This is a genomic window from Candidatus Pelagibacter communis, from assembly GCF_001180185.1.
In the GTDB taxonomy this organism is placed as follows: domain Bacteria; phylum Pseudomonadota; class Alphaproteobacteria; order Pelagibacterales; family Pelagibacteraceae; genus Pelagibacter; species Pelagibacter ubique_F.
On sequence record NZ_CVSS01000054.1, the window covers coordinates 1 to 9,835 of the forward strand.

A 9,835-nucleotide genomic window follows, 5' to 3' on the forward strand; every position below is an offset into this window, starting at 1 on the left:
TTTTTATCTTCACGTGTAAAATAATGAGGTGTCTTTACTTGGTCTTCTCTTTTCCATTCATAAAATCCATCTGCAATTGCAACACATCTAAAGTTCTTAATTAATTTTTTAAAAGATACTTTTTCATCAATTGTTTCTAGTCTTGCATTTATCAAAGCTTTAAATTCTTTATCTTTTGCCCAGCTAGGTATCAAACCCCATTTTAAATTCTCTAAAGTGTTCCCGTTTTTATATTTTTTAATTACTGGAAGATTTTGATAAGGATGAGCGTTATAATTTTGAATATCCTTTACTTGAATTGCAGATTTAACTATCTTTTCAGTTTTTAAAACTGGGTTAGTAATTACGTATCTTCCACACATTTTAATGAATTTTTATGTGATTTAACCAATTTCTTATTTCATGAGTTCTATTTTCAAAATCAAGTTTTTTATCCTCTTCTTTTATAAAATTTAAATGTTTTTGAAATTCATCCTCATTATTAAAAACTTTATTTTTTAATATACGGTCTTTTCTAGCGCTCGATAAATTTATCATCTGCCAATATTCATAATCAGGATGGTATTGAAGCCCCCAAATTTTAGAATTTCCTGATGTAAAATATAATCCCATCACATTATTTACTTTGTCACTAGATAACAAAGTAGCTCCTGGAGGAATTTCACAAACTTCATCATAATTAAATGCTGGAGAAGTAAATTTAATTTTTTTATTCTTATAAATAAGGTTTTTTTTACCTTCTTCATTAATTTCTATATCTGATGCTATACCTACATGTGCTCCTTTTTTTCCTGGGGATACTTTTCCTCCTGCTGCAACTGAACAGACTTGTAAACCCCAACAAATAGCTAAAATCTTATTTTCATGTTTAAAACAATTGGATGCAAAATTTATATGTTTCTTAATTTCTTCAGTCATATCGTTTAATCTCATAGCCCCTCCAGTAAAAATGATTCCATGATACTTTTTAATATTTTCTAGTGCAGTTTTTGTCTCATCGTCTCTTGCAGGATTTATAATTTCTATTTTTGAATTCGGTTCTAATTTTAAAATTAAATTTTTTAAGTTTTGCGAACAAGATGCTTTTGCAGCTTTCACAAAAAATTCATTATTTTTTGGATCATTCCCTTCAACGATTAGAATATTTAAATCAATCATTAAAAAAGAGTTCCTGACATACTGTACTGATACATTGCTTTCATATCAGCCTCTGTAAGTTTTTTAGGGTTTCCGCCAGTAGAAGGGTCTTCTAAAGCCATTTTTGATAGACGATCTATTTGTAGATCCTTTTCATTTATTACTTCAGATAGCTTATGAGGCATATCTAATTTTTTTCTTAATTCTAAAACCCAATTAATAAAACCACTAAACGATTTATCACTTAACTCCAAATAATCACAAATTTTTAATATTTTATTTTCGATAACATCTTTATTAAAAGTTAAAACATAAGGCATAAAGATTGCATTTGATAGACCGTGATGAACATTGTTCAAGGCGTTTACTGGATGACTTAATGAATGAATTGCGCCTAATCCTTTTTGAAAAGCTGTCGATCCCATGCTTGCAGCTGTTAACATATTCATACGCGCTTCTATATTTGACCCATTATTGACTGCTTCAAGTAACCATTTATTAATTAATTTCATACCCTCTAATGCAATTCCATCAGCCATAGGATGATATCCTGGTGCGCAATAAGCTTCTAAATTATGAGCAAGTGCATCCATACCAGTTGCAGCAGTCATTTTAGGAGGTAGACCTACCGTTAAAACAGGATCAAGAATAACAATTGATGGTAAAAATTTTGGATGAAAAATAATATTCTTAACACCTGTTTCTTCATTTAAAATTACTGATGCTCTTCCTGTTTCTGAACCAGTGCCAGCAGTAGTTGGAACTGCAATGATAGGTGCTATTTTATCTGAATTGGCTTTAGTCCAATTATCCCCAACATCTTCAAACTCCCATATAGGTAAAGTTTGACCTGACATAAATGCTACTGCTTTTCCTACATCTAATCCGCTTCCACCGCCAAAAGCTATTACACCATCACAATCATTTTTTTTGTAACTTTCTACACCCTCTTTTACATTTGTTCCTGTAGGATTGCCTACTACATTGGAGTATAGTTCTGCACTTATTCCCTCACTTTTTAGAATTGATAAAGTATTATTAACAATATCAGATTTTGAGAGACCTTTATCAGTAACTAAAAGAGGTTTCTTAATATTTAAAGTTTTACAAGCAGAGCCAATATCATTAATTCTATTTTCACCAACCCACATTGTTGTTGGATAATTCCAGTTATATTTTTGCATGTTATCTATTTACTGTTTAAGAAATATTTGATGATATATATCATTTAATAAAGTAAATTTAACCAAATAATTATGCAAAAAACAATAAGTCCAATAGACAACCAAATTTATATCGAGAGAGAATATCACTCAGATAAAATCGAGGAAACACTTAGCAATTCTGTTATAGCTCAAAGAAGTTGGGGTTATTTAAATGTCAAAGAAAGAGTTGAGTTATTAAATAAATTTGTAGAGGATTTTTTATCAAAAAAAGAGGTTGTTGCTGAAGAATTATGTAGACAAATAGGAAGACCAATTTCACAAGCAGCTGGTGAACTTGGTGGTTTTAAAGAAAGAGCTGACTATATGTTATCAATTGCTGAAAAAAAATTGGCTGATATTGATGTTACAAAAGATAATAATTTTAAAAATTTTATTAAAAGAAGACCTCTAGGAGTTGTGTTTGTAATTGCACCATGGAATTATCCTTATCTTACTGCAGTTAATTCAATTATTCCTGCTATGGCAGCAGGAAATTGTGTAATATTAAAACATTCTGCACAAACTCCATTATGTGCTGAACAGCTATATCAATCAGCTCAAAAGACTTTACCTAAAGATGTTTTTAACTTTTTGCATTTAAATCATAAAGATGGATTGAAAGTAGTATCAGATCCAAGAGTAAATTTTGTATCTTTTACCGGTTCAGTAAAAGCAGGTTATGAAGTTCAAAAAGCAACTCACACAAAGTTTATAGATATGGCGTTAGAACTTGGAGGTAAAGACCCTGCTTATGCAAGATATGATTGTGATTTAGAAAAAACTGTTGAAAACTTGGTTGATGGCTCTTTTTTTAATTCAGGTCAGTCCTGTTGTGGAATTGAAAGAATTTATGTAGATGAAAAGATTTATGATAAATTTTTAGAGTCGTTTATATTAAAAACTTATAATTATAATTTTGGTAATCCTTTGAAAAAAGAAACAAACTTAGGTCCAGTTGTCAAATTATCTGCAGCTGAATTTATAATCAATCAAATGAATTCTGCTATAAATAAAGGTGCTAAAAAAATGATTGATGAAAATAAATTTAATTACCCAAAAGAGCACAAGAATTATCTAGTTCCTCAAATTTTAACAAACGTTAATCATGAAATGAATTTTATGACAGAAGAAACTTTTGGACCTTGTGTTGGAATTATGAAAGTGAGAGATGAAAATGAGGCAATTAAATTGATGAATGATAGTCCTTATGGTTTGACAGCATCAATTTGGACAAAAGATATTGAAATTGCTGAAAAAATTGGAAATCAAGTAGAAACTGGAACTTTTTACATGAACAGATGTGATTATCTTGATCCAGCATTATCTTGGACTGGTGTTAAAGAAACCGGAAAAGGATGTTCATTATCTGAAGTTGCTTATGAAAAACTCACAGCTCCTAAAAGTTTTCATTTAAGAAAAGAGCAATAGATGGAACTCACTTATAAAGGTAAAAACGCAATAGTTACTGGAGCCAGTGGTGGCATGGGATTAGAAATATCAAAAATGTTATCTGAAAATAATATTAATGTTCTTATGTTGGATATTCAAAGTCCAAGTAAGTCATATTTATCTGAAAATATAAACTGCATATATAAAAAAGTAGACGTAACTAAATTGAGAAAATTAAAATCTATAATAGAAAAATATTTTAAAGAAAAAAAAAGTGTTGACTATTTAATTAATACTACAGGCGTTCTGTGGTTTAATAAGGATGTGTCAGCAACAGATATAAAGCCTGAAGTTTGGAATAAAGTTTTTGAGATTAACTTAAAATCTATGATGCATTTATCAAAAATAATTATTCCATTAATGAAAAAAAATAATTTTGGTTCAATGGTTCATATTTCCTCTGTAGACGCTTTGTCTGGTGATGATAAGCCACAAGATGCATATGGTGCATCAAAAGCTGCGATGATTAGGCTTTCAAAATCATTAGCAATTCAGTTTGCTTCTAAAAATATTAGATCAAATACAATTTTACCTGGTCCAATAGAAACCGGTATGCAAAAACGTTGGAAAAAAAATCCGAATGCAAAAAAAAATTTAGAAAAATTCATTCCACTTCAAAGGGTTGGGAAACCTCAAGATATATCTAATACTTGTATGTTCTTATTGAGTGATCAGGCTAATTATATTACTGGAACTGAAATTATAGTCGATGGTGGGATTACTTCAAAACCTTAATATTTAATAAGGCGCCTAATTAAAGGCGCCTTAAATTTAATTATTATCTGTAAGGATATCCGGCTTTTTCCATTGTTGCTGCATATAATTTAAATGCATCAACAACTTTTTTAGCTCTTGGACTAATCTTAGAAGTCTCATCCCAGAATTGTTCAGAGTCCTTAACTACCTGACTCCACTCGTTTGCTGGAAGACTTGTAAGTTCCATTTTCTTACCATTAACACGAAGGTCAGCTTCACCACCCCAATACCATACTTGTCTGTAGTAATGAGAGTCATTAATCGACATTCTGTAAAGAGCTTGAAGTTTTGGACTTAATTTATCCCAACTTTTTTGATTAGCAAAATATGATCCAAACCATGCGCCTGTCACTGAGTTAGTTAGTGCATATTTACAAATATCAGCCCAACCTACCTCGTAAGCTTCAGTAAATCCACACCAGCAAACACCATCAAGTTCTCCAGTTTGCATAGCAACCTCAACATCATCCCATGGTACAATAACAGGAATTAATCCATATCTTGCTAAGAACTTACCTGCTGTTGGAACACCAAACACACGTAGTCCTTTCATGTCAGAAAGTTTTGTTATTTTTTTATTTACTGTAAATAAATGACATGGGTCCCAAGCACTAGTGCTTAGCCATTGAACACCTTTTACTTCACTGTAAGCTTCATCCCATATTTCATTTAAACCATAATATTTAAATAAAGATGGAACATCTAAGCTGTATCTAGTTGCAAATGGAAAATAACCACCAAAAACCTGAATATCTACAGGTGATCCCATTGTGGCATCATCACTCTGTACAGCATCAATAGTTCCTGCTTGCATTGCTCTAAACAATTCATCTGTAGGAACAAGTTGATCTGCATAGTAAAGTTCAATTTCCATTTCACCGAATGCAGCTTTATTAAAAGCTTCTATTTGTGGCTTAATAACATGTGCACCAAGTGGAGCACCAGAATAAGTCTGTAGTCTCCATTTGATTGGATTTGATGCAGAATAAGCATAAGGGGCTTTAATAGCTGTTGCTCCTGCTGCACCTAACGTTAGTAAACCTGCTTTTTTAATAAACGAACGTCTTTTGTTCGTTATTATTTTTTTATTTTTTTTCACTTGGTCTCCTCTCGTTTAATAAATATCTAAAAATATTATTATAAATTAAAATCTTAATAAACTTAATTATCTATGAAAACTTAATGAAATTTAAAAATAAATTAAACCTTAAGTTGAATTATCGAGATAAATATTTCTCTGGCATATAAGTTGCGATTTCGGGAAAAGCCATAACGATTGCTAAACCTATCACCATAATAAGAACGAATGGAAGAATAGATCTGTAAATGTCTTGAAGAGTAATTTCTTTTGGAGCCATCGCTCTCATTAAAAATAAATTGTACCCAAATGGAGGTGTCATGTAAGCAATTTGGCATGTTATTGTGTAAAGAACTCCGTACCATATAGGGTCAAATCCTAATGAAATAATTAAAGGCACATAAAGCGGTGCAACAATTACTAACATTGCTGTATCATCTAAAAACATTCCCATTAAAATATAAGATAATTGCATCATTATTAACACTCCCCATGGTGTTAAATTCCATCTTTCAATAAATAAAGTTTCAATTGCACGTCCAGCTCCTAAACCATCGAACACAGCTCCGAAAGTTAAAGCAGCTAATATGATCCACATGAACATACAAGATACACCTAAAGTCTTTTTAAGAGTATTTTCTAAAACTTGTCTATTAAATCTTCTTTTATAAATAGCTGCTAAAGTTGCTAAAAACGCGCCAACAGCTGAACATTCAACTAAACTTGCTATTCCCATTAAAAATAAACCTGTCATGAAAAAAAATATTAAAAAAGGAATTATTCCAGCTTTGAGCAACCTAATCTTTTCAAGAGAACTTACTTCTCTCTCTTCTTTTTTCAAAGGGGGACCAAGTTCTGGCTGTAATTTACATCTTACATAAATGTAAATCAAAAATAATGTGGCCATTAACAAACCTGGTAAAATTCCAGCCATCCAAAGTTTACTTACTGGTTGACGTGCAATCATACCATATAAAACCATCACCACACTTGGTGGAATAAGAATACCAAGAGAACTTCCAGCTTGAACAACTCCTGTAATCATTCTTTTATCATAGTTTCTCTTTAACATTTCAGGTAAAGCTATTGTTGCTCCTATTGCCATACCAGCAACACTTAAACCGTTCATTGCAGAAATAGCTACCATCATAAACATTGTTCCAATTGCTAATCCTCCCTTTAAGCCGCCAAACAACACATGAAACATCTTATATAAATCATTTGCGATGCCGGACTCAGAAATCATGAAACCCATATAAATAAATAATGGTAATGTTAACATTGGATACCATTTAAAAAGTTTCCATGTAGCTGTGTAAGGCATTTCCATAGAGCCTTCACCCCAGATTAATAATGCTGAAGCTGCTGCAACAAAACCAATAGCTCCAAAGACTCTTTGTCCTGTAAACATCATTACAAGCATTGTTATAAACATAAATAATGCTATGAATTCGTAACTTAAATATTGAGCTAACATTATTAAATTTTTCTCTCTCTCATTTTGGCAATATCTTTAAACAAAGTTGAAAATGCTTGAAGTAACATTAATAAAATTCCTATTAGCATTAATGTTTTAATTGGCCAAACATATGGTGCCCATGCTGTGAATAATTTTTGTTTTGTTTCGATTGTATAAATCAAACTTGTTATTGAACCAATAAACAATAAAACTAAATAAAAAATAAGGAAAACACTGGTAAAGATATCCATTTTTGCTTTACCTTTTTTTGAAAGTTTTCCATAAAATAAATCCATTCTAACATGATCATCTGTGATCATTGAATATCCACCACCAAGCAGATAATAAGCAGTTATAGTAAATTGAGCCATTTCTATAATCCACATCAAGGGATAATTAATAATATTTCTTGTCACAAAAGATAAAATAAGGAGAAACATCATAAAAAAAACCCAGTACATGACAAATCTTCCAACTTTCTCACAAATTAGATCAACGTATTTTACATATGAGGATATAAATTTTGGCATCATCAAATATTTTTTTTAATTTATAAAACAAATGAAATTATCTTACAAATTGAAATTAAATTAGTTCCTCTTGTATTAGTTCCTCTATTTGTTTAATCATTATTTTATGGGATTTCATTGAGGGGTAAATTTCCAAGGCTTGTTGATAACTTTTAATTGCTTTTTCATAATTCTTAAGCTTAATATTAACTAATCCTTGACCCGATAAAGCTCCAAAATGTCTGCTCTCTAATTTGAGTACCTCATTAATATCCCTTTGTGAGCCTTCATAATCTCCTAATAAGTATAAAACAGTTGCTCTTTTATTCCATGCCTCTGCCCAAGTTGGATCAAGTTTAATAATTTTAGAAAAAACATGGACTGCCTCAACGTACTTTTGAGATAAAACTAATTCTGATCCTTGATTTAATATTGTTGTTAGTTTTTGATCTGTTGGATGAGTGCTCCAAATTTTCCAAATTTGTTGCTCTGTTTCATAAGTCAATTTTGAGTTTAAATTTTTAAGGTCATCAAATAGTCTATCTAACTTGATGTCTCTTTCATTAGCTATTGAGACGCCAGTAGTGATAAATAAAACAAAGATAATAATTCTTCTCATTCGAATTTATTCAAAAATTTTGTTAATTAGTGATAATTGACCTATCTTAAAAACAATTGCATCTTTTTTGTTAAAACCATATTTTTCTGCGTTTTCTTTAAATCGTGCTGGCGGCTCCATTATTGGTTCTAAAGACAAAACAAACGTACCCCAATGCATTCCTAAAACTTTTTTACTTTTTAAATCTTTTGCAATACTAAGTGCTTCCTCTGGATTAGTATGGTAAACAGATTTATCTTTATAGGGCATTATTGGATAAAAATTATATGCTCCAATATTTATTATTGTAAGATCAATTGGGCCATATTTATCACCTAAATCTTTATATATATTTCCAATACCAGTATCACATGCAAATAAAATTTTTTTTTGTTTATATTCAATTAAAAAATTACCCCACAATGTCTTGTTTGTATCAGTCAAGCTTCTTTTTGACCAATGCACTGCAGGTAGAAATGTAATTTTTAATTCTTCATTTATCATCAGACTATCATACCAATCCATTTCATTCACATCTCTGTATCCGTTTCTAGAAAAATATTTACCAAGTTTTAATGGTAAAATGACCTTTGCTTTTTTAAATGGGAATCTTTTTACTGTCCTAATATCTAAATGATCATAATGGTTGTGAGTTAGTAAAAATAAATCAATATTTGGGATTTCATTAAGGTTTAAAGCTGGCTCTGTAAATCTCTTAGGACCAAAAATTAGTGGTCCAGCATTTTTTGAAAAAACAGGATCAGTAATTATTGTTGAGTTGCCTAATTTTATTATAAATGATGCGTGTCCAATCCATAAAATATAGTCATCATTTTTAAATTTTTCTAAATCTGAAATAACTTTCCTTTTATCAACGACATGTTCTTTTGGAACAGTCATATCAAGTTTCTTTTTTTCTTTTAAGAATACTTTATATGACCATTTTATATTTTCATCTCTTTTTGGTGATCCTTCAGGATTTCTAAAAGTACCGTCTGATAAATGGTGATAAGGTTTATTTTCCATAGCTTTAATTGTGGAATTCAGTAAGACTAAAACAACAAAAATTCCTAAACATTTTAACATAAACTGAATTATTAACCTGCATTTAAACTTATATTAAATTTTTTAATTTTTTTATTTAACGATAGTAAATAATAATCTGTTTTTAATTTAGGAAATTTTCGATTTATAATTTTTTGTAACTTAAAGAAAGAATTTAAGTGAATTTTTGTTTCATTTTGTTCATCAAATTCCTTATTAATACTTACTATCTTTGCTGCACCACAGTCTCTGTGATTTATAATTATCAATTTTTCAATATTATGTAATGATATTGATACTGCTAAATTGTCAAAAAAAGTTTGATGCCAACGTTTAAATTTTTTGTGAGTAACTCCTACAGATGAACCGGCTATTGTAAATGCACTGTACTTTCCAATTAATTTTTTTTTTTTTAAAAAGTTAAAAACTAATGGCTGAAATCTTGGATCAATACAAGAAAGCACCATAGCTTTAAATTTTAGTTGCATTTGTTTAATTTAAAATTTTGTATTCAAAATTTTGGGTTTCCTCATTAACTTGTAATAGTTTTGCTCACACTAATAAAATTCCTAAATCTGTTGATGAATTAGATAAGTTTAG

Annotated in this window: 11 protein-coding genes; 2 read left to right on the top strand and 9 right to left on the bottom strand. The window is 30.1% G+C overall.

The genetic code is table 11. From position 1 onward, the window contains the following. From AMN95_RS05190 to AMN95_RS05200, 3 genes are all read right to left on the bottom strand, one after another. A partial coding sequence (locus tag AMN95_RS05190) for an SOS response-associated peptidase (RefSeq protein ID WP_143323771.1) occupies positions 1–362 on the bottom strand: 362 nt, incomplete at its 3' end. 1 nt (position 363) lies between these two features. Further along, on the bottom strand, positions 364–1,158 hold the full coding sequence (locus AMN95_RS05195) for a glutamine amidotransferase-related protein (protein WP_075522902.1): 795 nt from the start codon (positions 1,156–1,158) through the stop codon (positions 364–366). Next, positions 1,158–2,321: an iron-containing alcohol dehydrogenase gene (locus AMN95_RS05200; RefSeq protein ID WP_075522903.1), complete on the bottom strand. Its 1,164-nt coding sequence runs from the start codon at positions 2,319–2,321 to the stop codon at positions 1,158–1,160. The genes AMN95_RS05195 and AMN95_RS05200 overlap by 1 nt, the downstream gene beginning before the upstream one ends. Before the next feature lie 72 nt (positions 2,322–2,393). Here AMN95_RS05200 and AMN95_RS05205 point away from each other — a divergent pair, with 72 nt between their 5' ends. Then, positions 2,394–3,770 carry an aldehyde dehydrogenase family protein gene (locus AMN95_RS05205; RefSeq protein WP_075522904.1) on the top strand — a complete coding sequence of 459 codons (1,377 nt, stop codon included), beginning with the start codon at positions 2,394–2,396 and terminating at the stop codon, positions 3,768–3,770. Next, positions 3,771–4,526 (top strand): SDR family NAD(P)-dependent oxidoreductase, encoded by a 756-nt coding sequence (locus tag AMN95_RS05210; RefSeq protein WP_075522905.1) that lies wholly within the window; start codon positions 3,771–3,773, stop codon positions 4,524–4,526. 43 nt (positions 4,527–4,569) lie between these two features. Here AMN95_RS05210 and AMN95_RS05215 read toward each other — a convergent pair whose 3' ends face one another. The 6 genes from AMN95_RS05215 to AMN95_RS05240 form a co-directional block, all read right to left on the bottom strand. Continuing rightward, on the bottom strand, positions 4,570–5,646 hold the full coding sequence (locus AMN95_RS05215) for a type 2 periplasmic-binding domain-containing protein (RefSeq protein ID WP_075522906.1): 1,077 nt from the start codon (positions 5,644–5,646) through the stop codon (positions 4,570–4,572). A 118-nt stretch (positions 5,647–5,764) separates the two neighbouring features. Further along, positions 5,765–7,102 carry a TRAP transporter large permease gene (locus AMN95_RS05220; protein ID WP_075522907.1) on the bottom strand — a complete coding sequence of 446 codons (1,338 nt, stop codon included), beginning with the start codon at positions 7,100–7,102 and terminating at the stop codon, positions 5,765–5,767. 2 nt (positions 7,103–7,104) lie between these two features. Further along, positions 7,105–7,614: a TRAP transporter small permease subunit gene (locus AMN95_RS05225; RefSeq protein WP_075522911.1), complete on the bottom strand. Its 510-nt coding sequence runs from the start codon at positions 7,612–7,614 to the stop codon at positions 7,105–7,107. 55 nt (positions 7,615–7,669) lie between these two features. Next, a complete protein-coding gene (locus AMN95_RS05230; RefSeq protein ID WP_075522908.1) occupies positions 7,670–8,212 on the bottom strand; it encodes a tetratricopeptide repeat protein in 543 nt (180 codons plus the stop codon). A 6-nt stretch (positions 8,213–8,218) separates the two neighbouring features. After that, positions 8,219–9,277 (bottom strand): MBL fold metallo-hydrolase, encoded by a 1,059-nt coding sequence (locus AMN95_RS05235; RefSeq protein ID WP_075522909.1) that lies wholly within the window; start codon positions 9,275–9,277, stop codon positions 8,219–8,221. 11 nt (positions 9,278–9,288) lie between these two features. Next, a complete protein-coding gene (locus AMN95_RS05240; RefSeq protein WP_075522910.1) occupies positions 9,289–9,723 on the bottom strand; it encodes a carbonic anhydrase in 435 nt (144 codons plus the stop codon). Between the last annotated feature and the right edge of the window lie 112 nt (positions 9,724–9,835).